The following is a 21,605-nucleotide window of genomic DNA, read 5'->3' as shown; positions in this document are numbered from 1 at the left end:
CATGCAGACGGCCCGCCCCCGGTGGGGACGGGCCGTCCGGCGTGGTCTTCGGCTCAGCCGGGGTCGACGTCGGTGCGGTCGACGCGGGTGCCCGTGGCGGGGTCGACCGTCGACTGGCGCGTGGCCGTGTACCCGCGGTTGTTCCGGCCTCGCATGGCGAAGGACAGGACGATGGCGAGCAGGCCCGCGATGACGAGGATGATCCCGATGACCGACAGGTTGACGCCCGCGACGACCGCGGACGGCACCGCGAACAACAGGATCGCTCCGACGACGAGCAGGAAGATGCCGAGTCCGATGTACATGGGGTCTCCTCTGACGGACGGGGTTCGGCTGGCGTCTCGACTCTACTCGCGCGAACACCCTCCGTCTAAGGTTTGTGCAAACCGATCCGGGCGTGTCCCGGCGGCCCCACAGGCACCCCGACCTGCGAGGACTAGGGCCACGGCCCGCCGTCGACGTCCGCGGCCGGGGCGTGGGGGTCCGGCGCCGCGTCGGGCCGGGACGCGGTGCGGCTCGTCGACGCGCGCACGGCGAGCACGAGGACGAGGGCGACCGCCGTCAGCACGAGCAGGCCGACTCCCGCGAGCAGCGCCACGCCCAGCACAGCACTCGACATCGCACCGACCCCCGCTCCGGTCCGCACGGTGCGGACCCTCGCGGCCCGAGTGTCCCGGACGCGCGCGACGGCTGTCCACCGTGCACGCCGCGAGGACGGTCAGACGAACGAGCCGGGGTTGAGGATGCCGTCGGGGTCGAGGGCCTCCTTGACGCGCCGGTTGAGGGCCATGACGTCCGGGCCGATTTGGTCCTCGAGGCAGCCCTTCTTGAGCCGGCCGACCCCGTGCTCCCCGGTGATCGTGCCGCCGAGGCGGATCGCGGCGTGCATGACGTCGTCGAAGGCGAGGCGGGCACGCCGCTCGGAGTCGGGGTCCGCCGAGTCGTAGACGATCGCCGGGTGGGTGTTGCCGTCGCCGGCGTGCGCGACGACGGGGATCTCGACGTCGTGCCGCTGGCCGATGGCCTCGATCTCGGCGAGCAGCTCGGGCAGCTGGGGCACCGGGACGCCGACGTCCTCGGGCAGCATCGCGCCGCGCGGCTCGAGGGCGGTGAAGTGCAGCCGCCGGGCCTGGACGAACATCTCGCCGTCCTCGGGGTCGTCGGTGTCGACGACCTCCTTGGCGCCGTGCAGCTCGCAGGCGGCGACGATGGCGGCGACCTCCTCGGCCCGCGCGCCGCTCGGGGCGTCGGACTGGACGAGCAGCAGCGCGCCGGCGTCGCGGTCCAGGCCCATCGGCTGGAAGTCCTCGACGGCGTTGATCGAGGCGCGGTCCATGAGCTCGACCATCGACGCGCGCACGCTGCGGCCGAGCTCGACGACGGCGGCCGCGGCGTCGGCGACGGTGGGGAACGTGGCGACGACCGTCGACGCCGGCTGCTGGGCGGGGACGAGGCGCAGGACCGCCCGGGTGACGATGCCGAGGCAGCCCTCGGACCCGACGAAGAGCTTGAGCAGCGACAGGCCCGCGACGTCCTTGACCCGCTTGCCGCCGAGCGTGACGAGCGTGCCGTCGGCGAGGACGACGTCCATCCCGAGCACGTAGTCGGTGGTCACGCCGTACTTGACGCAGCACAGGCCGCCGGCGTTGGTCGCGATGTTGCCGCCGATGGAGCAGATCTCGAACGAGCTGGGGTCCGGCGGGTACCAGAGCCCCTCGGCCGCCGCGGCCCGCTTCACCTCGACGTTGAGGGCGCCCGGCTCGACGACGGCGACGCGGGCGGCGAGGTCGATCTCGACCCGGTTCATCCGCTCCAGGCTGAGGACGACGCAGCCGTCGACGGCCATCGACCCGCCCGACAGGCTCGTGCCGGCGCCGCGCGGCACGACGCCGATGCGGTGCCGCGCCGCCCAGCGGATCGTCTCCTGGACCTGCTCGGCGTTCTCGGCCCGCACGGCGGCGCGGGGATGGCCGGCGCTCGCGTCCCGGGTCCAGTCGTGCCGGTACTTCTCCAGCGCGGACTCGGTGGTGACCACGACCCCCTCGGGGAGGGCGGCCCGGAGCTCCTCGACTGCATCGTCGTCCATCACTCCACTGTCGCAGAGTCGGGTGCCCAGGTGGCTGTCCGAGGAGCCAGGTGAGGATCCGGCTCCGGCCGGAGGGGTCCGGTCAGAGGCGGCGGTCGGCGAGGACGGGGAAGTCGGCGCGGTAGACGTCGGTGGCGGCGAGGTCGACGTCGAGCGACAGGACGGCCCCGTCGGGGTGCGGCGCCTCGGCGAGGACCTGCCCTGAGGCGGCGACGACCTGGCTGTGACCCCCCATCGGCGTCCGGGCGTGGGTACCGCCGGTGTTGGCCCCGACGAGGACGCACTGGTTCTCGACGGCGCGGGCGCGGCCGAGCAGGCTCCAGTGCCCCACCCGGGCCAGCGGCCAGGCGGAGACGACGACGAACATCCGGGCGCCGTCCTCGAGCTGGCGGCGGTAGAGCTCGGGGAAGCGCAGGTCGTAGCAGGCGGAGATGCCGGTGCGGACGGTGCCGCCCGCGCCGTCGGGCAGGTCGAGGACGACGACGTCGGTGCCGGCCTCCATGAGCTTGGGCTCACCGCTGCCGAACCCGAAGCGGTGCACCTTGCGGTAGGTGGCGAGCAGGGCGCCGTCGGCGCCGAGCACCAGCGAGGTGTTGGCCAGGTCGTTGCCGTCGGGGCCGGGCTCGGGCAGCCGCTCGACGAAGGACCCCGCGTGCAGCGTCACCCCGGCCGAGCGGGCGGCGTCGGCCATCGCCGCCGCCCACGGCCCGTCGTGCGGCTGCGCCTCGTCGGCCCAGCGGCGGTAGCCGAAGCCCGTCGGCGCCCACAGCTCGGGCAGGACGACGAGGTCGTGCCCGGACTGCTCGGCGACGAGGCCGGCGACGCGGTCGACGCGGGCGTCGAAGGACTCCTCGTCCCCGTAGGCGAGCTGGACGACGGCGATGCGCATCCGGCCATCCTCGCAAACGCCGACGCGCCCCGGGGGCGGTCGTCGGCGTCGGGTCGAGGGGCAGGCGAGCGCCGACACCCCGGTTCGTCGCCGAGACACCCCTTTGGAACAGGGGTCAGGACGACATTTCGGGGTCACCCCGAAATGTCCGGGGCCGCGGGACGGCCGGGAGCGGCGGATCTCCACGGACGACGTCGTCAGCGGCCGTCGCGCTCCATCCGCTCGGCCTCGGCGCGGAGCCGGTCGAGCCGGGCGTTGTAGGCCTCGAGCTCGGCGCCCCCGTCGCGGTCGGCCTGCCGGTCGGCGCGCACCGCCCTGCGGGTCTCGGCGCGGTACCACTGCGCGGCGACGACGACGGCGAGCACGAGCGTCGGGGCCTCCCCGATGCCCCACGCGATCTCGCCGGCGGTGCGCTGGTCGGCCAGCGGGTCCGGCGACCACGGCAGGTCCAGCGCCCGCCAGAAGTCGCCGGCCAGCAGCTCCTGGCTGCCGGTGACGACGACGCCGAAGAAGGCGTGGAAGGACACCGTGGCGAAGAGGATGACGAGGAGCATCATCGGCGACCACTTCGGCGGGCCGGGGTCGGTGCCGATCATCACCTGGACGAGGAGGTACCCGGTGAGCAGGAAGTGGGCGAGCATCAGCAGGTGCCCGGTGTGCGTCGTGAGGGCCAGGCCGAACAGCGGCGAGAAGTAGAACGCCGCGAGGCTGAAGAAGAACAGCGCCGCCGCGACCACGGGGTTGGACAGCACCCGCAGGAGCCGGGAGTGCACGACCTGGAGGACGACCTCGCGCGGCCCCCACGTCCGGTCCGCGCGCGCCGGGAGCGCCCGCAGCGCCAGCGTCACCGGCGCCGCGGGGACGAGCATCAGCGGCACGATCATCGCCACCGTCATGTGCATGACCATGTGCGTGCTGAACAGCACCCGCCCCCAGATGCCGGGCGCCCCGCACGTCGCCCAGGCGAAGACCGCCCAGCCGAGGACCCAGAGCACCGACCGCAGCAGCGGCCAGGAGTCGCCGCGCCGCCGCAGCCGCCGGACCCCGCCGAGGTACACCGCGACGGCGAGCACGGCGACGGCGACGAAGAGCCAGTCGAGCCGCCAGGCGGTGAACCAGTCGGCGGCGGTGACCGGGCCGGGGTCCGGGTAGCCGGTCAGGGAGAGGACGGGGCTCGGGTCCGGCACGGCGTCCGGCACCGGCGGCCGGCTGCGCGAGAGGACGACCGCGAACCCGGTGGCCACCCCCATGAGGACGACCTCGGCCAGGGCCAGCCGGGCGAACGCGCGGCCGTCCGACGGGTCCGCGGCCAGCCGACCGGCGAGGACGCCCCGCTGCCGCCACCCGAGCCAGCCGAGGAGGAGCAGCACGAGCGTCTTCCCGACGACGAGCGCGCCGTAGCCGGTGAGCAGCCCCCCGGGCGACCCCACCCGGATCCAGGCCTGGAGCAGCCCCGAGAGCGCGACGGCGCCGAAGGACCAGGTCGCGACGACGGAGAAGCGGGCGACGCTGCTGCCGAGGTCGGCGCCGAGCCGTGGCCGCAGGACGACGAGCGCGACGAGCCCGCCGACCCACAGCGTCACGCCGAGCAGGTGCACGAGCAGGCCGTTGACGGCGTCCTCGTGGCTGGCCGACCCCGCCGCGTGCCCGGTGAGCGACAGCACGAGGACCCCGGCCAGCGCCACGAGGGACAGCCAGGCCGTCGGCGCCCGCCGGGTCACCAGCTGCGCGCCGACCGCCACGACGAGGGCGCAGAGTCCGCTGAGGACGAGCACCCGGGTCGTCTCCAGCTCCCAGGCGAAGCGCAGGAGCTGGTCCAGCAGCCCGGGGGTCGTCAGCGGCGAGCCGGCGAGGTCGGCGAAGCCGAGCACGACCTGGAGCAGGACGAGGACGAACCACACCCCGGCGAGCACCCCGGCCAGCCGGGTCGCGGAGCCCCGGCGGTCGGTGCTGCGGCGCTCGGGGACGACGAAGGCCGCGAGCCCGAGCAGCCCGACGACGGTGACGGACACGAGGTCGGCCAGCGCGTCGATCACCGGCAGGCCCCAGCGGACGAACGGCCCGGGGTCGGCGAGGGCCAGCGGCGCCACCGCGCCCGTGACGAGCGCGGCCGGCACGAGGACGACGAGCGCGGCCCCGAGCGCCGCCCCCAACGGGCGCAGGCTCACCGGCGCGACGCCGCCCGCCGTGGGCACGCGCTCGCGGACGGACATGACAGCAGCGTAGGTACTGTGGCCGCATGTCGCTGCACCCCCCTGCCCCTTCCGGCTTCGCCGAGACCGTCGACGCCTGGGCGCAGACGGTCCGCGCGGTCGCCGACCTGGGGCGCACGATGCGGCCCGAGCACGCCACCCTCGACACCGACTGCCCGGGCTGGACGGTGTTCGACCAGATCGCGCACGTCGCCAGCGCCGAGGCCATGGTCGCCGGCGAGCCCGTGCCGGAGGTCGACGTCAGCGGCCACGCCTACGTCCGCAACGACTTCGGGGCCCGGCTGGAGAAGCTCGTCGCGTCGCGACGCGGGCGCGACCTGGAGGACCTCCTCGACGAGCTGGAGTGGCGGCTCGAGGAGCGCCTCGGGGTCTACCGGGCCGACGACGTCACCGGCGAGGAGCCCGTCGAGGGCCCGTTCGGCCCGACGACGCTCGCCGACCTCGTCGCCACCCGCACCTTCGACGTGTGGATGCACGAGCAGGACATCCGCGAGGCCCTCGAGCGCCCCGGCGACCTCGACACCGCCGCGGCCGCCGTCAGCGTGAGCCGCCTGTTCGCGGTGCTGCCCCGGGCCGCCGCCCGCGACGCGCAGGTGCCGCCCGGGCACGCCGTCGTCCTCGACCTCACCGGACCCACCGTCGGCCGGGCCGGCGTCCGGGTCGAGGAGCAGGACGGCCGGCCGCGCGGCATCCCCCTGTTCACCGGCGGCACCGACGAGCACCCGGACGTCGTGACGACGACGCTGTCGATGTCCACCCGCGTCGCCATGCGACTGGCCGGCGGCCGGCGCGACCCCGACGACCTGCCCGTCACCGTCGTCGGCGACGACGAGGTGGCACGCCGGGTGCTGCAGGCCCTGGCCTTCACCCCCTGACCGCGCCCTGGCTACGGTTCTGCGATGACGACGTTCACCACGTCGACCCGGTCCTCCGCCACGGTCACCGCCTCCCCCGAGGCGGTGTGGTCGGCCATCACCGACCCGGACACCGTCGCCCGGCTGACCCCGTTCCTCGCGCGGGTCACCGAGCGCGGCGAGCACTGGGTCTGGGAGATGACGAAGGTGCCCGTGCTGGGCACGAGCGCCTCCTTCACCTTCACCGAGCGGATGACCTTCGTCGAGCACGAGCGGATGGAGTTCACCCACGACCCCGCCGCCGCTGACGGGGACGAGATCGCCGGCGTCGAGGGCTGGTACGACCTCGCCCCGAGCACCGACGGCACCCGGCTGGAGACGTCGATGGCGATCAGCGTCGACCTGCCCTTCCCCCGCGTCGCCCGCTCCGGCGTCGAGGCGGGGATGAAGGGGGTCGTCGCCCTCATGGGCCAGCGCTTCTCGCAGAACCTCCTGACCCACCTCGGCGCCCGCGCGGCCTGAGCACCCGCCGCCGGGCCGCAGGCCGGTTCCACCGCCCCGGCGGTCGAGGGGTCGCGACACGCGGCATCGAGGCGGCCGGGTGCCGCGCGTCGCGACCCCTCGTCCCACCCTGAGCGGTTCTCAGCGACGGGAACAGGTCCGCGGACCGAATGGTTGTATGGTGCAAGCAACTGTTCGGAAAGGACCCCCACGTGCACTGCACCTCGACCTCGACCCCCGCGGGCGCGCTCGGTGACGAGCTCGTCCGGGTGGTCAAGCTGCTGCACGTCGCCCGCCAGCGGATGCCCCGCCAGCACCCGCTCGTGGACCCCATGGCGTACCCGCTCCTGTTCCACCTGGCGCGCGAGCCGCGCCGGGTGTCCGAGCTCGCCGACCTCGTGCACGCCGACACCTCGACGGTGAGCCGCCAGGTCAGCACGCTCGTGGACCACGGGTTCGTCCGGCGCGAGCCGGACCCGGACGACCGCCGGGCCCAGGTCCTCGCCGTCACCGACGACGGCAGCACGCTCCTCGCGGCCATCCGCGAGGGTCGGCAGGCCTGGCTCGACACCCTGCTCTCCGACTGGACGGACGACGAGGTCCGCTCCTTCACCCAGCAGCTCTCCCGTCTCGCGGGCGAGCTGGAGACCTCACTGACCACGACCACCAGGACGGACCCATGAGCACCAGTCCCCGGCACGCCGACCCGGCGCAGCCGACCAGCCACTCGAGCGGACCGGCCGAGCCCGGCCGCCACCTCGAGGGGCACACCCCCGCCGCGACGGCCACCGCCGCCGGCCCCACCGACACCGGCGACGACGGCGCCCTCAGCCACCGCCAGATCATCACGATCCTCGTCGGCCTCATGATGGGCATGTTCCTCGCGGCCCTGGACCAGACCATCGTCGCGACGTCCATCCGCACCATCGCCGACGACCTCCACGGCCTGGACCAGCAGGCGTGGGCGACGACCGCGTACCTCATCACCGCGACCATCGTCACGCCGCTGTACGGCAAGCTCGGCGACATCTACGGCCGCAAGCGCCTCTTCCTGTTCGCCATCTCCATCTTCATCGTCGGGTCGGCGCTCTCCTCGTTCGCGACGTCGATGTACGGGCTCGCGGCCTTCCGCGCCGTCCAGGGCATGGGCGCCGGCGGCCTCATGAGCCTCGCGCTGGCGATCATCGGCGACATCGTGCCCCCGCGCGAGCGCGCCAAGTACCAGGGCTACTTCCTCGCCGTCTTCGGCACCTCCAGCGTCGCGGGCCCCGTCATCGGCGGCTTCTTCGCCGGCGCCGACTCCATCCTCGGCCTCACCGGCTGGCGCTGGGTCTTCCTCGTCAACGTCCCGATCGGCCTCGCGGCCCTCGTCGTCGTGTCGCGGACCCTGCACCTGCGCCACCAGCGCCTCGACCACCGCATCGACTGGGCCGGCGCGTTCCTCCTGTCGGCCGCCCTCGTGCCGCTGCTCATCGTCCTCGAGCAGGGCCGTACCTGGGGCTGGACCTCCACCGGCGCCTGGATCGCCTACGCCGTCTCGGCGGTCGCCGCGGTGTCGTTCGTCGCCCAGGAGCTGCGGATGAAGGAGGAGGCCATCCTGCCGCTGACGATCTTCCGCAACCGCACCGTCGGCGTCTCGTCGCTGGCGTCGGTCATCATCGGCGTCGCCATGTTCGGCGGCCTCGCGTCGCTGCCGCTGTACCTCCAGATCGTCAAGGGCGCCTCGCCCACCGAGGCGGGCCTGCAGCTCATCCCGCTCGTCGGCGGCATCATGGCCGGCTCGATCAGCTCGGGCCAGATCATCGCCCGCACGGGCCGGTACCGGATCTTCCCGATCATCGGCTCGGGGCTGCTCGTCCTCGGGCTCTTCGGGTTCCACTTCGTCCAGTACGACACCCCGCTGTGGCAGACGATGATCGTCATGTTCTTCTTCGGCACGGGCCTCGGCTTCAACTTCCAGCCGCTCACCCTCGCCGTGCAGAACGCGGTCCCCGCCCAGCAGATCGGGGTCGCGACCTCCACCGCGACGACCACCCGCCAGCTCGGTGGCACCATCGGCACGGCGATCTTCCTCTCGATCCTCTTCTCGGCCGTCCCGGACCGCATCTCGACCGCGTTCCAGAACGTCGCCGGCACCCAGGACTTCCAGGCCGCGGTGGCCCGGGGCCTCCAGGCTCCGGCCGGGTCGGCGGACAACCAGGTGGCGAGCGCGCTGCAGCAGGCGGCGCAGAGCGGTGACACCGGCGCCACCGCCTCCAGCGGCGTCCTCTCGGACTCCTCGTTCCTGTCCGGGCTCGACCCGGAGCTGGCCAAGCCGTTCCTCATCGGCTTCTCCGACGCGATGGACCTCGTCTTCCTCGTCGGCGCGATCGTCATGGTCGCGGGCTTCCTCGTCATGCTCTTCCTGCCGAACGTCGAGCTGCGCGGCGGCTCGGCCTACAGCGAGCGCAACGAGGCGGCCGGCCGGGCGGCGGCGGAGCGGGCCGCGGCGTCGGCCGCACCGCAGGCCGTCGGCGCGGCGGCGGACGACGACCAGCCCGCCGACGGCCCGGAGCGGCCCGCGGGTCGTCCCGGCGAGCCGGCCGGAGCGCCCGTCGTCTGACGGCGCACCACCCGACGCGGACCCCCGGTGCTCACGTGAGCCCGGGGGTCCCCGGCGTCGTGGCGGCGGTCTCCGCCTCCTCGAGCCGGCGGTAGCGCGCGGCGACGATGCCGACGGCGACCGCGCCGGCGAGCACCGGCACCGCGTAGGCGCGCTGCGGGCCGAGCCACTCGACCGCCCAGCCGCCGAGCACCGACCCGGCCGAGATGCCGACGAGGATGCCGGTGACGGCGACGGCCATGCCCTCGGTGACGAGCGCCGCCGGCACGAGGCGCTGGGCCAGGGACAGGCTCGTGATGAGCATCGGCGCCGTGGCCGACCCGGCGACGAGCATGACGACCGCCAGCTGCCAGGTGCTGCCGACGAGCAGGGCGGGCGCCTCGAGCAGGCACATCCCGGCCGCGGACACGAGCAGCCGGCGGGTCAGCGTCGAGCGGAACACCCGGCTGCCGACGACGACGCCGGACACCGTCGACCCGACCGCGAACAGCCCGAGCACCACGCTGGACGCGCTCTTGGCGCCGTCGGCCTCGGCGTAGGCGACGGCGATGACCTCGTTGGTCCCGAAGATCACCCCCGTGAGGACGAGGGCGCCGGCGACGACGACCAGGCCGGGGTAGCGGACCGCGAGGCCGGGCGGGCGGTCGGCGTGCGGGACCACCGGCGGCTCGGTGGCGCGGGCCGACAGGAACATCACGGCGCCGACGGTGAAGAGCACCTCGGCGAGGACGAGCCCGGCCTCGGGGAACCACAGGGTGGAGACGAGGACGGCCGCGACCGGCCCGACGACGAACGACGCCTCGTCGGCCACCTGCTCGAAGGACATCGCCGTGTGCAGGCGGTCCGGGTCGTCGCGGAAGATGTGCGCCCAGCGCGCCCGCGACATCGGGCCCGGCTCGGGCAGGGCGGCGCTCAGGCCGTAGAGGACGAAGAGGGTCCAGACGGGCCAGCCGAGCACCGACGAGAGCGCCGTGGCCAGCCCCGCGCCGGATGCGACGGCGACGAACGGCAGGGCCACCCGGCGCTGGCCGTGCCGGTCGATGAGCCGGCCGAGCACCGGTCCGGCGACGGCGAGGACCGCGAGACCGACGGCGCTCACGGCGCCGGCGAGCCCGTAGGAGCCGCGGCGGTCGCTGACCATGACGATGACGGCGACCCCGAACATCGCGCCGCCGACCCGGGCGAACATCGTGCCCGCGACGAACGGGAGCACGCCGGGGACGCGGAAGAGCGGGGCGTAGGCGGACAGCACGGGCGACCTCGACGGGCTTCGGTGGGGCGGCGCTCCGGGTGGTCCGGAACGCGGGCGGGGCGGGGGCGGCCGGACGGCGGCGGCCGGCGCGGGCGGTCCGGCCGTCGGCGCGGGCGGGACGGGGGACCAGCCCGCCATCCTCTCACCGCCGCGCCCCGCCCCACGACCGCGGCCGGGCCGGCGGGATGACGGCGGCGGGCCCGCGGGTTCATCCTCGTGACGACCCCGACCGAGAGGACCTCCCGTGCTCAGCGACAGCGCCGCGTTCAGCGGCTTCAGCGTCGACGACCTCGACGCCGCCCGCACCTTCTACGGCGAGACCCTCGGGCTCGTCACCCGGTCCGGCGGCCCCGGCTTCTACCTCGAGCTCACCGGCGGGACGACCGTCCTGGTCTACCCGACCAAGAGCCACCAGCCCGCGTCGTACACGGTGCTGAACTTCCCGGTCGACGACGTCGAGGCGACCGTCGCCCGCCTCGCCGAGCGGGGCGTGCGGTTCGAGCGGTACGAGGGGACCCCGGCGCAGACCGACGACGACGGCGTCTTCCGCGGCGGCGGCCCGCTCATCGCCTGGTTCACGGACCCGGCCGGCAACACGCTCTCGGTCGTCGCCGACGAGTGAGCAGCCTCAGCGGAAGGCGGACTCCCCGGTCAGGGCCTGCCCGATGACCAGGGTGTGCATCTCGACCGTGCCCTCGTAGGTGAGGACGGACTCGAGGTTGTTCGCGTGCCGCATGACCGGGAACTCGCCGCTGATGCCGTTGCCGCCGAGGATCGTGCGCGCCGTCCGGCAGATCTCGATGGCCTTGGTGACGTTGTTGTACTTGCCCACCGACACCTGCTCCGGACGCAGTCCGACGGTGTCCTTGCGCCGGCCGAGGTGCAGGGCCAGCAGCCGGCCGAGGGTCAGCTCGGTGGACATGTGGGCGAGCTTGGCCTGGGTCAGCTGGAACCCGGCGATCGGCCGGTCGAACTGGGTGCGCTCGGTCGAGTAGCGCCGCGCCGCCTCCAGGGCCGTCCGCGCCGCCCCGAGGCAGCCCCAGACGATGCCGAAGCGCGCCTCGGACAGGCAGGCCAACGGCCCATTGAGACCGGTGACCTCCGGCAGCACCGCGTCGGCCGGCAGCCGGACACCGGTGAGGGTCAGCTCGGCCGTCACCGACGCGCGCAGCGACATCTTCGTGTGCAGCTCGCGGGCCTCGAAGCCGGGGGTGTCCGTGGGGACGACGAAGCCGCGGATGCCGCCGTGCTCCCCCCCGGCGTTGGCCCAGACGACGGCGACGTCGGCGATGGTCCCGTTGGTGATCCACAGCTTGCCGCCGTCGAGCACCCAGTCCTCGCCGTCCCGGCGGGCGCGCGTGCGCATCGAGGCGGGGTCGGAGCCGTGGTCGGGCTCGGTGAGGCCGAAGCAGCCGATGACCTCGCCGGTGGCCATCCGCGGCAGCCACTCCTCCTTCTGCTCCGGCGAGCCGAACATGTGGATGGCGGCCATCGCCAGCGACCCCTGCACGGAGACCAGGGACCGGATGCCCGAGTCGCTGGCCTCGAGCTCGAGGCAGGCCAGGCCGTAGTCGACCGAGGACATGCCGGCGCAGCCGTAGCCCTCCAGGTGCATCCCGAGCAGGCCGACCTTGCCGAACTCCAGCGCGAGCTCCCGGGCGACGGGCAGCTCGCCCTTCTCGTACCACTCGACGACGTGGGGCTCGACGAGGTCGTCGCAGACCTGGCGCACCGTCGCCCGGATCGCCTTCTCCTCGTCGGTGAGCAGGGCGTCGACGTCGACGAGGTCGAGCGGGTCGGACGGGCGCTTGGGCATCGACGACGGTGTCATCGGTCCATCATGCCCCGCGCGGCGGCGGCGTCGCGTCCGGCCGAGGGGGCGGGACACCGGGCCGGGGCGCCGCCGGTGGGGTGAGACGAAAGCCCCCGCCGGCGGGCCCGACCGGGAGACTGGCCCGGATCCACACCCGGAGAGAGGACACCGATGGCCGTCCGCACCGTGGGCGTCGAGGAGGAGCTCTTCCTCGTCGACCCCGAGACCCGGGCGAGCGCACCCCGCTCCCCCGAGGTCCTCAAGCGCTTCGCCGAGAACGAGCCCGACGCCGACCCCGAGGACCTCGGCAAGGAGCTGTTCAAGCACCAGCTCGAGACCCGCACGCCGCCGCGCCGCTCGCTGGAGGAGCTGCGCGAGGACCTGGCCCGGGGGCGCCGGTTCGCCGCCCAGGCGGCGGAGGCCGCCGGCCTGCGGACGCTGGCCTCGGGCACCGTGCCCACGCCGAGCCCGGAGGGGCGGCTCACCACCGACGACCGCTACCACGACATGGCCGGCCGGTTCGGCGAGATCGCCCGCCCCCAGGGCACCTGCGGGATGCACGTCCACACCTACGTCTACTCCCCCGAGGAGGGCGTCGCCGTCATCGACCAGGTGGTGCCGTGGCTGCCGGTCGTCCTCGCGACGACCGCGAACTCGCCGTTCTACCAAGGCCACGACACCTCGTACGCGTCGTGGCGCTCCCAGGTGTGGGCCCAGTGGCCGAGCGCCGGGCCCACCGAGCCCTTCGGCGACCTCGAGACCTACCGGACCGTCAGCCGGCGGATGCGCGAGGCCGGCGCCGCCCGGGACGACGGGATGCTCTACTTCGACGCCCGCCTCGCCGCCGACCACCCGACGGTCGAGGTGCGGATCAGCGACGTCTGCACCGACCTCGACAACGCGGTCCTCGTCTCGGCGCTCGTGCGTGGGCTCGTGACCCGGGCCGCCGCGCGCGCCGCCCAGGACGACGAGGAGCGCACGGCGGCCGGCCGGTCGGCCGACTACGTGTGGCGCGCCGAGCTGCTGCGCGCCGCGCAGTGGCGGGCCGCCCGGTACGCCCTCTCGGACCGGCTGCTCGACCCGGAGACCGGCGACCTCGCGAAGGCGACCGACGTCCTGCGGCGCCTCGTCGAGGTCGTGCGCGAGCCTCTGGAGGAGGCCGGGGACCTCGAGCTCGTCGAGGACGGGGTCAGCCGCGTCTCGGCGGGGGCCGGGGCCGCACGGCAGCGGGCGGCGTTCGAGCGCACCGGCAGCGTCGAGGGGGTCGTCGACGACCTCGTCGAGCGGAGCAACGCGGTGTGGCGGGGCTGACCCCGGCGGGGTCACCGGGACGGTCGCCACGTCGGCGGCCGCGGAATGCCTCCCGGGCGGGGCCGGTTGGGCACCAGGTGGAGACGACGCAGCGACCGCTCGGTGCGCTGCCGCTCGTCCCGGCCGGCGCCTTCGTCCTCGTCTGGTGCTCGGGCTACATCGCCGGGCCGGCCTCGGTGCGGGCCGTCGGGCCGTTCACCGCGCTGGCCACCCGCTTCGTCCTCGCCGCGCTCGTCACCGCCCTCCTGGCCCGGGTCCTCCGCGGTCCGCTGCGGATCCGGGGAGCGGCGCTCGTGCGGGTCGGCCTCGTCGGGCTGATGATGAACGCCGTCGTGTTCGGGCTCATCTACGTCGCCTTCGACGCCGGCATGGGCGCCACGCTGGGGTCGCTGCTGCACGCCCTGAGCCCGGTGCTCACCGCCCTGCTCGCGGGGGTGCTGCTCGGGGAGCGGCTCACCCGGCTGCAGGTCGTCGGGTTCGTGCTCGGCGTCGTCGGCGTGGTCGTCGTCCTCGGGCCGGACGTGGACCAGGCGGGCGGGCTGCTCGGGATCGGGTTCGGACTGGCGAGCCTCGTCGGGCTGAGTCTCGGCACCCTCGGACAGCGCTGGTACCACGACCCGTCCGCCGCGGGACCGGCCCCGGACCCGCTGTGGGCCGCCGCCGTGCAGTTCGCCGTGTGCGTGCCGCCCCTGGCGGTGCTGGCGCTGACGCTCGAGGGGGTCCACCCCGTGGCCGACCCGGTCGCGGGGGTCGTGTCCGTCGTGTGGCTGGCGCTCGTCAACTCCATCGTCGGGCTGCTGCTGCTGGGGATGCTCGTGCGGCGGGGCGGTGCCGGGGCGTCGGCGTCGCTGTTCTTCGTCTGCCCGCCGGTGACGGCGCTGCTGGCGTGGCTGACCTTCGGCACGACCCTGGACCTGCGCGAGTGGCTCGGCATCCTCGTCGCCGTCGTGGGCGTGGCCGTGGCCACCGGCGTCGGCCGCCGCTCCGGCGCGCCCGGGTCCGCCGACCCCGCGCCCGTTCGCACCCCCTGACGCCTCCCCGCCCCCTCCCCTCGCCGCGAACGTGTGTGAACCCGCCGGGGTTCTCCGGCGTGTTCACACACGTTCGCGCCGGACCGACGCGGGAGGGGCGATGTCGAGAACGGGCGGTCGGCTCCGTCCCAGGGGTGAGCGCGGCCAGAATGGGCCGCACCACCGAGAGGAGCCGACCATGGCCAAGTACCTGCTGCTCAAGCACTACCGGGGTGGCAAGGCGCCCGTGAACGACGTGCCGATGGACCGCTGGAGCCCGGAGGAGGTCGACGCGCACGTCCGGTTCATGGACGACCTCGCCGACCGGCTGCGCGAGTCCGGCGAGTTCGTCGACGCGCAGGCGCTCTCCCCCGGCGGCACGTGGGTCCGCTACGACGGCGAGGGCAAGCCGCCGGTCGTCGACGGCCCGTTCGCCGAGACCAAGGATCTCGTCGCGGGCTGGATGGCCATTGACGTCGACAGCGAGGAGCGCGCCCTCGAGGTCGCGGCCGAGCTGTCCTCCGCCCCGGCCGCCGGTGGCCGGCCGCTCGGTGAGTGGCTCGAGCTGCGGCCCTTCCTCGACGACCGGCCGAACGCCGGCGAGTGAGCACCCCGCTGGACGAGGGCCTGCTCCGGGCCGTCGTCCCCGAGGTGCTCGGCGTCCTCGTCCGCCGCGGGGCGGACTTCGCGTCGGCCGAGGACGCCGTCCAGGAGGCGCTCGTCGCGGCGGTCCGGACCTGGCCGGACGACCCACCCCGCGACGCCAAGGGCTGGCTCGTCACCGCCGCCTGGCGCCGTCACGTCGACACGGTGCGGTCCGAGTCCTCCCGGCGGGACCGCGAGGACCGGGTGGCCGACGAGCCGCCACCCGGCCCGGCGGCCCGGTCCGACGACACGTTGCGCCTGTACTTCCTCTGCGCGCACCCGTCGCTGTCCCCTGCGGCCGCGACGGCGCTGACGCTCCGGGCGATCGGCGGGCTGACGACGCGTCAGGTCGCCGCGGCGCACCTCGTGCCGGAGGCGACGATGGCGCAGCGCATCAGCCGCGCCAAGCGCACCGTGGCCGGGATCCCGCTCGACACCCCGGGCGACCTCGGCACCGTCATGCGGGTGCTCTACCTCGTCTTCAACGAGGGCTACGGCGGCGACGTCGACCTGGCGGCGGAGGCGATCCGGCTGGCCCGGCAGCTCGTGACGCTCACCGACGAGCCCGAGGTGCAGGGGCTGCTCGCGCTGTTTCTGCTGCACCACGCCCGGCGTCCGGCGCGGACGTCGGCCGGCGGGGCGCTGGTCCCGCTGCCGGAGCAGGACCGGCGGCTCTGGCGCACCGACCTCGTCGCCGAGGGGGTGGGGATCCTCCAGGCCGCGCTGGCCCGGGACCGGCTCGGGGAGTACCAGGCGCAGGCCGCCATCGCCGCGCTGCACGCCGACGCACTGCGGGCCGAGGACACCGACTGGGTGCAGATCAGCGAGTGGTACGACGAGCTCGTCGCGATCACCGACAGCCCCGTGCACCGGCTGAACCGCGCCGTGGCCGTCGGGGAGGCCGACGGCGGCCCGGCCGGCCTGCGGGCGCTGGCCGAGGTCGACCCGTCCGTGCCGCGGCACGCCGCCGTCGCCGCGCACCTGCACGAGCGGTCCGGCGACCTCCGGGCCGCCGCGCGCCTCTACCGCGAGGCCGCCGACGCCGCGACGAGCGTGCCGGAACGCACCCACCTGACGCGGCAGGCCGCACGCCTGCACCAGCTCCTCTAGCACGAACGTGTGTGAACACGCCGGGAGATCCCGGCGTGTTCACACACATTCGGGGGAGGGGGGAGAGGAGAGAGGGGGCGCGGGAGGGGGGAGGGGAGGGGGCGCGGGAGGAAGAGGGGGAAGGGGGCGGGGGGTCAGCGGGCGGAGGCGGCGCCGAGGAGGGCGGCGAGGCCGAGGGCGCTGCGCGGGTCGTAGGCGCACCGCCAGAGGCCGCCGTGCGCGGCGGCGAACGCCTCGTCCTGCCACGGGTGGTCCTGTGCGGGCGGCCGGGCGACGAGGTCGTGGACGAGCAGAGCGGCCATGAGCGTGTTCGCCGTCCCGGGCTCGAAGACCTCGACACCGAACCGGTGCGCGCCGGAGTACGCCGCGGCCAGCGCCCGGTTGCGGACGACCGATCGGGTGCGGGTGGGCGGCGCGACCTTGAAGGACACGGCGGCGCCCTCGGCCCGCGCCGCGGTGGCCCGCCAGCGCTGGACCCGCTTGGCCAGCAGGTAGTTCGGGCCCTGCTGGGTGACGACGGAGTCGTTGATGCCGGGGTCGACGCCCGGCAGGTAGTTGCGCCGCAGCAGCCGGCCGCCGGACACCGTGCGCAGCGGGACCCGCAGCAGCTTGGACGTCCGCCGCTGCGCGTACGCCTCGACGGCGGCGTCGACGGCCGCGCCGGGCACCGCGAAGACGTCGGTGGGCGTGGCTAGGAACGCCAGCGCCACCTCCGAGCGCTGCCGCCGCACGGCCTCGGTGAGGGCGTCGACCGCCACGCTCACCCGGACGTTGGTCGACCCGTCGGCGTAGACGTAGTTGCCAAGCACGAGCGGCCCCGGCAGCGCGCTGGTCCAGGCGCTCGCCGCCGGCAGGTCGTGCAGGACGTCGAGCCCGGCGCGCTGCGGCAGGTCCTCCGGCCCCGGCCGGACGGGGACGACGAGCCGGCCCGCGAGGTCGCGGGTGTCGTCGAGCAGGCGGGTCCACAGGTCCGGGCGCGGCAGGTCCACCGCGGCGACCGTGGCGCCCCAGCGCAGCAGCGCCCGCAGCGGCCCCATCTCGGCGGCGGCGCCGAGGACGACGACGGTGCGGCCGTCGAGCCGCAGCCAGTCCGGGTTCTCCAGGACGGCCGTGACAGCCTCGCGCAGGCTCGGCTCGACGACCCCGGCCGCGACCCAGGTGTCGAGCTGCCGACGCAGGTCGTCGCCCGCGAGCCGGCGCCCGCGGTAGGGCACGGTGAGGGCGGTGTCCGGGCGGCCGGTCCCCGCGACGGTCTCGGTGCCGACCCGCTCGGCCGACCCGGCGGACATCTCGGCGAGCGGCCCCGCCATCGCGGCCCCGAGCACCTGCTCCTCGCCGTCCTGCGGCGCCCACCGCATGCGGGCGTGCACGGAGGCGAGCCCGGCCTCGGCGATCGAGCGCGCGGCGCCGTAGCTCGGCAGCCCCGCCTCGACGAGCCGCCGGAAGTGCGGACCGTAGCCGCTGCGCCAGCTCGTCTCGCGGGCCGCGGCGTCGGCACCGACGGGGTCGACCGGCCGCAGTGCGTCGGCGACGACGGCCCGACCGGTGGCCGACGTCGAGCGGCGCCCGTCGACCTCGGGGAAGACGACCCCGTGCTCACCGGCCACGCGTCAGCCCCAGACGAGCCCGCGCGCCGGGTCCGCGAGGACCGCGGCGACGTCGGCGAGGAAGCGCGACCCGAGCTCGCCGTCGACGAGCCGGTGGTCGAAGGACAGCGCGAGCGTCGTGACCCAACGCGGCTCGATCCGCTCCTCGGCGCCGCCGCCGACGACCCACGGCCGCCGTGTCACCGAGCCGAAGGCGAGGATCGCGGCCTCGCCGGGGTTGAGGATCGGGGTGCCGGCGTCGATGCCGAAGACGCCGACGTTCGTCACGGTCATCGTCCCGCCGGCCATGTCCGCCGGCGGGGTGCGGCCCTCGCGCGCGGTGGCGGTGAGGTCGCCGATGGCCTCCGCGAGCTCGCGCATCGTCATCCGGTCCGCGCCCTTGACGTTCGGGACGACGAGCCCGCGCGGCGTCGCCGCGGCGATGCCGAGGTTGACCCCGTGCTTGAGCACGATCTCCTGGGCGTCCTCGTCCCAGCTGGCGTTGACCTCGGGGTGCCGGCGCGCCGCGAGGCACATGGCCTTGGCGACGACGAGCAGCGGGGTGACCCGGACGTCGCGGAACTCGCGGTCGGCTCGCAGCCGGTCGACGAGCTCCATCGTCGCCGTGACGTCGACCGTCAGCCACTCGGTGACGTGCGGTGCGGTGAAGGCGGAGGCGACCATGGCCTGCGCGGTCATCTTCCGCACGCCCTTGACCGGGACGCGGGTCTCACCCGGCGACTCCGCGGACGACGAGCCGGCTGCCGTGGCCGGCACGCTCTCCGCGCCCGCCCGGTCCGAGGCGGCGGCGGCCTCGACGTCGGCACGCGTGACGACGCCGCCATCGCCGGACGGGGTGACCGCGAGCAGGTCGACGCCGAGGTCCTTCGCGAGCTTGCGCACCGGCGGCTTGGCCAGCGCCCGCACCCGCTCACCGGGCGTCGCGTCCGACCGCGCCGTCGACGCCGGGCCGTAGGGCAGCCCGGCGGGGGGCTGCTCCGGCGGCTCGTGGTGCGGCTCGGGCCGGCGGACGGCGGGGCCGTCACCGGCGGCGGGCGATGCCAGCGAGGTCTCGACCGACCGGGCCTCGGCCGGGGCCTTGCGCGCCCGACGCTTGGCCTCGGTCTGCTTCACCCCGTACCCGACGAGCACGGCGGTGCGCTCGGGCGTCGCCGGCGTGGCCGGTGCCGCCGACCCGCCGGAGCCGGACGCGCCCGCGGCCTCCCCGGACGTGGACGCCCGCTCGGCCGGGGCCGCGGGGGGCCCGGCGTCCGTGCCGTCGTCGACGGTGACGATCGGGGTGCCCACCTCGACGGTGTCGCCCTCGGCGACGAGCAGCTCGCCGACGGTGCCGGAGAACGGCACGGGCAGCTCGACGAGCGACTTGGCGGTCTCGATCTCGACGACGACGTCGTTGACCTTCACGGTGTCACCGGGCGCGACGTGCCAGGTGACGATCTCGGCCTCGGTGAGGCCTTCCCCGGGGTCCGGGAGCTTGAACGTCCGAACAGCCATCTGCGGCAGTGCCTTTCAGTACGCGAGCGAACGGTCGACGGCGTCGAGCACCCGGTCGAGGTCGGGGAGGAACTCCTCCTCCAGCCGGCTCGGCGGGTAGGGCACGTTGTAGCCGCCGACCCGCAGCACCGGCGCTTCGAGCTCGTAGAACGCCTCCTCGGTGAGCATCGCGGACAGCTCCGCGCCGATGCCGAGGAAGGTCGAGGCCTCGTGGACGACGACGACGCGGCCCGTCTTGCGGGCCGAGGCCAGGACCGCGCCGGTGTCCAGCGGGGACAGCGAGCGCAGGTCGACCACCTCGAGCGAGCGGCCGTCCTCCTCGGCGGCGGTGGCGGCCTGGAGGCAGGTCTTGACCATCGGCCCGTACGCCAGCAGCGTGACGTCGTCGCCCTCGCGCACGACGCGGGCGCTCCCGAGGTCGCCGTCTGGGGCCTCGCCGACCTCGCCCTTGTCCCAGTAGCGGCGCTTGGGCTCGTAGAAGATCACCGGGTCGTCGGACTCGACGGCCTGCCGGATCATCCAGTGCGCGTCGTGGGGGTTCGAGCACGCGACGACCCGCAGGCCGGCGGTGTGCGCGAAGTAGGTCTCGTTGGACTCGCTGTGGTGCTCGACGGCGCCGATGCCGCCGCCGAACGGGATGCGGATGACCATCGGCATGCGCACCGTGCCGAGCGAGCGCGAGTGCAGCTTGGCGACCTGGCTGACGATGTGGTCGAAGGCGGGGTAGACGAAGCCGTCGAACTGGATCTCCACGACCGGCCGGTAGCCGCGCAGGGCCATGCCGATGGCCGTGCCGACGATGCCGGCCTCGGCCAGCGGGGTGTCGATGACCCGGTCCTCGCCGAAGTCCTTCTGGAGGCCCTCGGTGACCCGGAAGACCCCGCCGAGCTTGCCGATGTCCTCGCCGAGGAGGACGACCCGCGCGTCCTTCTCCATCGCGGCCCGCAGCCCGGAGGTGATGCCCTTGGCCAGCGTCGTGCTGCTCACCGGGCCACCTCCTCCTCGAACGAGGCGTGGTAGCCCTCGAACCACTCCCGCTCCCGCGCCGTCACCGGGTGCTCCTCGGCGTAGACGTGCCGGAACATCTCCGGACCCTCGGGGTCGGGCATGGCCAGGCAGCGCTCGCGGACCGAGCCGCCGAGCTCGTCGGCCTCGGCGTCGACCGCGTCGAAGAAGTCGGCGTCGGCCTTGCCGGTCGTCGTGAGCCAGCGCTTGTACCGCTCGATGGGGTCGCGGTGCTTCCACACCTCGACCTCGGCCGAGACGCGGTACTTCGTCGGGTCGTCGGACGTGGTGTGCGCGCCCATCCGGTAGGTGAAGGCCTCGACGAAGGTCGGGCCCTGGCCGGTCCGGGCGGCGTCGAGGGCCTGCTTGGTGACGGCGTAGACGGCGAGGACGTCGTTGCCGTCGACGCGGATGCCGGGGAAGCCGAAGCCGCGGGCCCGGTGCCAGAGCGGCGCGCGGGTCTGCTTCTCGTTCGGCTCGGAGATGGCCCACTGGTTGTTCTGGCAGAAGAACACGACCGGGCTGTTGTTCACGCCGGCGAAGACGAGCGCCTCGGACACATCCCCCTGCGAGGTCGCGCCGTCGCCGAAGTAGGCGATGACGGCGGTGTCGCGGCCCTCGTCGCCGGTGCCGACGTCACCGTCGCGCTGGACGCCCATCGCGTAGCCGGTGGCGTGCAGCGTCTGGGCCCCGATGATGATCGTGTAGAGGTGGAAGTTCTTCTCGTTGGGGTCCCAGCCGCCGTGGTTGACCCCGCGGAACATGCCGAGGAGGTTCACCGGGTCCACCCCGCGGCACCAGGCGACGCCGTGCTCGCGGTAGGTGGGGAAGGCGTAGTCCTGTCGGCGCAGCGCCCGCCCGGAGCCGACCTGCGCGGCCTCCTGGCCGAGCAGGCTGGCCCAGAGGCCGAGCTCGCCCTGGCGCTGGAGCGCGGTGGCCTCCGCGTCGAAGCGACGGACGAGGGCGAGGTCGCGGTACAGGCCGCGCAGCGCCTCGTCGGACAGGGCGTCGACGATGCCGTCGAGCTCCGGGTGCGGGACGCGCTCCCCCTCGGGCGAGAGCAGCTGGACCATGTCCGGACCGCCCTCCTGGGCGGGCCGGTCCGGGGCGTCGGCCCGGGTGACGTGGTGGTCCACGCCGTACGCGGTCTCGAGGGGGGCGACCTCGTTGTCGCTCACTACGCACTCCTGTTCCGGCCCACGGGTGACGAGGG

20 protein-coding genes are annotated in these 21,605 nt (G+C 74.7%); 9 read left to right on the top strand and 11 right to left on the bottom strand.

Annotated features, from left to right (window positions below):
* Positions 1–53 precede the first annotated feature (53 nt).
* The 5 genes from EPD83_RS05205 to EPD83_RS05185 form a co-directional block, all read right to left on the bottom strand.
* Positions 54–305, bottom strand: coding sequence for a DUF6458 family protein (locus EPD83_RS05205; RefSeq protein ID WP_128367534.1), 252 nt, complete (start codon positions 303–305; stop codon positions 54–56).
* A 131-nt stretch (positions 306–436) separates the two neighbouring features.
* The gene (locus tag EPD83_RS05200; protein ID WP_165566298.1) at positions 437–619 is read right to left on the bottom strand and encodes a hypothetical protein; all 183 of its coding nucleotides are present in this window, start codon (positions 617–619) and stop codon (positions 437–439) included.
* A 99-nt stretch (positions 620–718) separates the two neighbouring features.
* Complete coding sequence (locus EPD83_RS05195) at positions 719–2,086, bottom strand: FAD-binding oxidoreductase (RefSeq protein ID WP_165566297.1); 1,368 nt, start codon at positions 2,084–2,086, stop codon at positions 719–721.
* A gap of 82 nt (positions 2,087–2,168) precedes the next feature.
* The gene (locus tag EPD83_RS05190; RefSeq protein WP_165566296.1) at positions 2,169–2,975 is read right to left on the bottom strand and encodes a nitrilase-related carbon-nitrogen hydrolase; all 807 of its coding nucleotides are present in this window, start codon (positions 2,973–2,975) and stop codon (positions 2,169–2,171) included.
* A gap of 197 nt (positions 2,976–3,172) precedes the next feature.
* Positions 3,173–5,188 carry a cytochrome c oxidase assembly protein gene (locus EPD83_RS05185; protein WP_165566295.1) on the bottom strand — a complete coding sequence of 672 codons (2,016 nt, stop codon included), beginning with the start codon at positions 5,186–5,188 and terminating at the stop codon, positions 3,173–3,175.
* 26 nt (positions 5,189–5,214) lie between these two features.
* Between EPD83_RS05185 and EPD83_RS05180 the strand changes: the two genes are divergently transcribed.
* From EPD83_RS05180 to EPD83_RS05165, 4 genes are all read left to right on the top strand, one after another.
* Positions 5,215–6,063 (top strand): maleylpyruvate isomerase family mycothiol-dependent enzyme, encoded by an 849-nt coding sequence (locus EPD83_RS05180; protein ID WP_128367235.1) that lies wholly within the window; start codon positions 5,215–5,217, stop codon positions 6,061–6,063.
* Between the two features lie 24 nt (positions 6,064–6,087).
* Complete coding sequence (locus EPD83_RS05175; protein WP_165566294.1) at positions 6,088–6,564, top strand: SRPBCC family protein; 477 nt, start codon at positions 6,088–6,090, stop codon at positions 6,562–6,564.
* 191 nt (positions 6,565–6,755) lie between these two features.
* On the top strand, positions 6,756–7,226 hold the full coding sequence (locus EPD83_RS05170) for a MarR family winged helix-turn-helix transcriptional regulator (protein ID WP_164896526.1): 471 nt from the start codon (positions 6,756–6,758) through the stop codon (positions 7,224–7,226).
* Positions 7,223–9,145, top strand: coding sequence for an MDR family MFS transporter (locus tag EPD83_RS05165; protein ID WP_128367232.1), 1,923 nt, complete (start codon positions 7,223–7,225; stop codon positions 9,143–9,145). Before EPD83_RS05170 ends, EPD83_RS05165 begins: the two co-directional genes overlap by 4 nt.
* Positions 9,146–9,176: 31 nt before the next feature.
* Here the strand turns inward: EPD83_RS05165 and EPD83_RS05160 are convergent, their stop codons facing one another.
* Positions 9,177–10,397: an MFS transporter gene (locus EPD83_RS05160; RefSeq protein ID WP_165566293.1), complete on the bottom strand. Its 1,221-nt coding sequence runs from the start codon at positions 10,395–10,397 to the stop codon at positions 9,177–9,179.
* A 244-nt stretch (positions 10,398–10,641) separates the two neighbouring features.
* Between EPD83_RS05160 and EPD83_RS05155 the strand changes: the two genes are divergently transcribed.
* The gene (locus EPD83_RS05155) at positions 10,642–11,019 is read left to right on the top strand and encodes a VOC family protein (RefSeq protein WP_128368104.1); all 378 of its coding nucleotides are present in this window, start codon (positions 10,642–10,644) and stop codon (positions 11,017–11,019) included.
* Positions 11,020–11,025: 6 nt separating this feature from the next.
* Here EPD83_RS05155 and EPD83_RS05150 read toward each other — a convergent pair whose 3' ends face one another.
* Positions 11,026–12,213 carry an acyl-CoA dehydrogenase family protein gene (locus EPD83_RS05150; protein WP_205859421.1) on the bottom strand — a complete coding sequence of 396 codons (1,188 nt, stop codon included), beginning with the start codon at positions 12,211–12,213 and terminating at the stop codon, positions 11,026–11,028.
* A 168-nt stretch (positions 12,214–12,381) separates the two neighbouring features.
* Here EPD83_RS05150 and EPD83_RS05145 point away from each other — a divergent pair, with 168 nt between their 5' ends.
* The 4 genes from EPD83_RS05145 (at position 12,382) to EPD83_RS05130 (ending at position 16,286) form a co-directional block, all read left to right on the top strand.
* Entirely contained in the window at positions 12,382–13,521 is a 1,140-nt protein-coding gene (locus tag EPD83_RS05145) for a carboxylate-amine ligase (protein ID WP_128368102.1), read from the top strand.
* 77 nt (positions 13,522–13,598) lie between these two features.
* Positions 13,599–14,552 carry a DMT family transporter gene (locus tag EPD83_RS05140; protein WP_165566292.1) on the top strand — a complete coding sequence of 318 codons (954 nt, stop codon included), beginning with the start codon at positions 13,599–13,601 and terminating at the stop codon, positions 14,550–14,552.
* A gap of 178 nt (positions 14,553–14,730) precedes the next feature.
* Entirely contained in the window at positions 14,731–15,138 is a 408-nt protein-coding gene (locus EPD83_RS05135; protein ID WP_128368532.1) for a YciI family protein, read from the top strand.
* A complete protein-coding gene (locus EPD83_RS05130) occupies positions 15,135–16,286 on the top strand; it encodes an RNA polymerase sigma factor (protein WP_235950353.1) in 1,152 nt (383 codons plus the stop codon). Before EPD83_RS05135 ends, EPD83_RS05130 begins: the two co-directional genes overlap by 4 nt.
* 134 nt (positions 16,287–16,420) lie before the next feature.
* Here the strand turns inward: EPD83_RS05130 and EPD83_RS05125 are convergent, their stop codons facing one another.
* From EPD83_RS05125 to pdhA, 4 genes are read right to left on the bottom strand one after another with little or no spacing between them, the layout of a single operon-like run.
* The gene (locus EPD83_RS05125; protein WP_165566291.1) at positions 16,421–17,893 is read right to left on the bottom strand and encodes a Rossmann-fold NAD(P)-binding domain-containing protein; all 1,473 of its coding nucleotides are present in this window, start codon (positions 17,891–17,893) and stop codon (positions 16,421–16,423) included.
* A 3-nt stretch (positions 17,894–17,896) separates the two neighbouring features.
* Entirely contained in the window at positions 17,897–19,387 is a 1,491-nt protein-coding gene (locus EPD83_RS05120; protein ID WP_165566290.1) for a dihydrolipoamide acetyltransferase family protein, read from the bottom strand.
* 15 nt (positions 19,388–19,402) lie between these two features.
* The gene (locus EPD83_RS05115; protein WP_205859420.1) at positions 19,403–20,374 is read right to left on the bottom strand and encodes an alpha-ketoacid dehydrogenase subunit beta; all 972 of its coding nucleotides are present in this window, start codon (positions 20,372–20,374) and stop codon (positions 19,403–19,405) included.
* Positions 20,371–21,570 carry a pyruvate dehydrogenase (acetyl-transferring) E1 component subunit alpha gene (pdhA, locus tag EPD83_RS05110; protein WP_407676013.1) on the bottom strand — a complete coding sequence of 400 codons (1,200 nt, stop codon included), beginning with the start codon at positions 21,568–21,570 and terminating at the stop codon, positions 20,371–20,373. Before pdhA ends, EPD83_RS05115 begins: the two co-directional genes overlap by 4 nt.
* Between the last annotated feature and the right edge of the window lie 35 nt (positions 21,571–21,605).

The sequence above is a fragment of the Phycicoccus flavus genome (assembly GCF_004025965.2).
GTDB classification, from domain to species: Bacteria; Actinomycetota; Actinomycetes; order Actinomycetales; family Dermatophilaceae; genus Phycicoccus; species Phycicoccus flavus.
The sequence above is the reverse complement of the archived record's forward strand: the minus strand, read 5'-3'. Positions and strand labels throughout refer to the sequence as shown.

Coding starts and splice junctions, on each gene's coding strand:
- EPD83_RS05205 (WP_128367534.1), bottom strand. CDS start 305: ATGTACATCGGACTCGGCATCTTCCTGCTCGTCGTCGGAGCGATCCTG.
- EPD83_RS05200 (WP_165566298.1), bottom strand. CDS start 619: ATGTCGAGTGCTGTGCTGGGCGTGGCGCTGCTCGCGGGAGTCGGCCTG.
- EPD83_RS05195 (WP_165566297.1), bottom strand. CDS start 2,086: ATGGACGACGATGCAGTCGAGGAGCTCCGGGCCGCCCTCCCCGAGGGG.
- EPD83_RS05190 (WP_165566296.1), bottom strand. CDS start 2,975: ATGCGCATCGCCGTCGTCCAGCTCGCCTACGGGGACGAGGAGTCCTTC.
- EPD83_RS05185 (WP_165566295.1), bottom strand. CDS start 5,188: ATGTCCGTCCGCGAGCGCGTGCCCACGGCGGGCGGCGTCGCGCCGGTG.
- EPD83_RS05180 (WP_128367235.1), top strand. CDS start 5,215: ATGTCGCTGCACCCCCCTGCCCCTTCCGGCTTCGCCGAGACCGTCGAC.
- EPD83_RS05175 (WP_165566294.1), top strand. CDS start 6,088: ATGACGACGTTCACCACGTCGACCCGGTCCTCCGCCACGGTCACCGCC.
- EPD83_RS05165 (WP_128367232.1), top strand. CDS start 7,223: ATGAGCACCAGTCCCCGGCACGCCGACCCGGCGCAGCCGACCAGCCAC.
- EPD83_RS05150 (WP_205859421.1), bottom strand. CDS start 12,213: ATGCCCAAGCGCCCGTCCGACCCGCTCGACCTCGTCGACGTCGACGCC.
- EPD83_RS05145 (WP_128368102.1), top strand. CDS start 12,382: ATGGCCGTCCGCACCGTGGGCGTCGAGGAGGAGCTCTTCCTCGTCGAC.
- EPD83_RS05135 (WP_128368532.1), top strand. CDS start 14,731: ATGGCCAAGTACCTGCTGCTCAAGCACTACCGGGGTGGCAAGGCGCCC.
- EPD83_RS05120 (WP_165566290.1), bottom strand. CDS start 19,387: ATGGCTGTTCGGACGTTCAAGCTCCCGGACCCCGGGGAAGGCCTCACC.